Raw genomic sequence first — 246 nt, forward strand, 5'->3', positions numbered from 1 at the left:
TCGATGGCGCGCGCTGTCAGTTGGAAGCATTCTTTCTCGCCACACGGGATTTCAACCGGGACCATGTGAAGGCTTTTCAGCGTGTTGCGATAGGCAACGTAACCCGGCCGGGCCAGAGCAACGCGCACAACATGTTCTGGCCACAGATCCGATGGGATATTGGGAAAGTCAGGCCCTTCGTGAACGGATCGCCCGGCATTATCACGACACATATGGCGTCAGCATCCGCCCGCAGCAGGTCATTCT

At 57.3% G+C, this 246-nt stretch carries 1 pseudogene; it reads left to right on the forward strand.

What is annotated here, in order from left to right:
* Positions 1-118 precede the first annotated feature (118 nt).
* Positions 119-246, forward strand: a pseudogene (locus KUA11_RS17640) (aminotransferase); the annotation flags it as partial.

The organism is Acetobacter estunensis, from assembly GCF_019083805.1.
Lineage (GTDB): Bacteria > Pseudomonadota > Alphaproteobacteria > Acetobacterales > Acetobacteraceae > Acetobacter > Acetobacter estunensis_A.